Source organism: Neisseria sp. P0021.S006 (genome assembly GCF_051956895.1).
This window is the reverse complement of record NZ_JBQCWZ010001214.1, coordinates 1-460: the sequence shown is the minus strand read 5'-3', so window position 1 is coordinate 460 and position 460 is coordinate 1. Positions and strand designations below refer to the sequence as shown.

At 55.4% G+C, this 460-nt stretch carries 1 pseudogene; it reads left to right on the top strand.

Going from position 1 to position 460, the window contains the following annotated elements:
* Nucleotides 1-83: 83 nt before the first annotated feature.
* Nucleotides 84-460: pseudogene (locus tag ACTHUM_RS19545) on the top strand (hypothetical protein); the annotation flags it as partial.

Below are 460 nucleotides of genomic sequence, written 5' to 3'. Positions count from 1 at the left end.
GATGTAGCCAAGCAGGCCAAGAAAGGCGGCTTGTCTGAAGAATCGGTCGAGGCCATCCGCAAGCATATTTTAGGGATTGCATCATGACGCCGTCTGAAATCCGAAATACCCGCCCATCAGAAGACCGTACCCCTACGGTCTTATTGCCGTATCAGCAGGCTTGGTGCGCCGATCAGTCGCCTGTGAAGCTGTGCGAAAAATCGCGCCGTATCGGTTTGAGCTGGGGAGAGGCTGCCGATACCGCCTTGCTGGCCGCATCCGCTAAAGGCATGGACGCATGGTACATCGGCTATAACAAAGACATGGCCTTGGAGTTTATCCGCGACTGTGCAGGCTGGGCGAAGCATTATCAGCTGGCGGCAGGCGAAATCGAAGAAACCGAGGAAGTGTTTGTCGAAGGCGACGATCGCCAGTCGGTACTGGCTTTCGTGATTCGCTTTGCTTCGGGCTACCGCATTAC